The 1,008-nt window shown below is 55.5% G+C and carries 1 protein-coding gene; it reads right to left on the bottom strand.

The features are described from left to right. A partial coding sequence (locus RH91_RS22190; protein WP_198283223.1) for a hypothetical protein occupies positions 1-870 on the bottom strand: 870 nt, incomplete at its 3' end. Between the last annotated feature and the right edge of the window lie 138 nt (positions 871-1,008).

Below are 1,008 nucleotides of genomic sequence, written 5' to 3'. Positions count from 1 at the left end.
AATGCGAGCGTTTATCGCCTCTGCGATTTCTGCCGTCTTTGCGTAGCCCGCTCGGTTGGCGTTTCCTTCGTATAGTCCGGTAAGATAACCGCGGTCCCAGGTAGTGAGTTCGGCCGGCGGCGATGGCGCGTTGTGAGCAAACAAGCTGAGGATGGTAGGCTCGCTTGTCACCACTTCTGCACCTCGTAGGCGTGCGAGTGTCCGCATCACTGCGTAATCGGCAATCTGCTTCAACGACTTTCCCAGTACGGCAGAATTGTCGATCAGTATCATCGACCACAGAATGTCCTGCCGCATCGGTACGTCTATAATTGATGCAGACTGCACCGGAAGATAGTAAGATGCCCCAGCGATATTCACTCCCGGTGGCGCAAACTTGCTCGGCAGTTGCCCCTCGGCTCCGCGAAGATCAGTTGTCGTTATAACCCGGACTGGCCCCGTTTCGCTCATGAGTGTTCGACGCTCATTTAGCGATTGATCGGCGAATAACCTAGGCCTCTGCCGAAACAGCGTGTTCACAAGCGTTTTGCCGTCATTAACGAGAACGATCATCACGTTGGGCTTGCACCCTTTTCCCCGAACGTCGAGCTTCGCAAGCCTGGCATCTTTCTCGAGACGGTACCTTACCGTCTCGTTATGCGGGGAGACGAAACCATCTACGCCGAAACACACTGATGTCGTGAAGCGCGCCACCTGACCGTTCGTCATCGCAGTCATATGATCTACCAAATGCCGCACTGTCTTTTCGCGAGGTTCAGGCCGCGCAACCACCACGATTGGGGTTTTGTCATCAGCCGATTGTGCAGCAAGGAACGATGCGGGGATTAAACCCCATAAAGCGAGGCCGATGGAGTACCGGATGACTTTCATGCTGCCCTCCTCACGGGTCTGACAGTTGCAACCTTCACGCTCTTTATACGGCTCCACCCCCACGCATTGGTTCATCGGCGGCTCGGCCGAAGGACTCAAGCGCAGACGCTCACAGAATTTGGGCTGCGGAGCAATGTC

The sequence above is a fragment of the Sphingomonas sp. PAMC 26617 genome (assembly GCF_000242835.1).
In the GTDB taxonomy this organism is placed as follows: Bacteria; Pseudomonadota; Alphaproteobacteria; order Sphingomonadales; family Sphingomonadaceae; genus Sphingomonas.
Note: the sequence above shows the minus strand (reverse complement) of the source record. Positions and strands in the feature narration are given on the sequence as shown.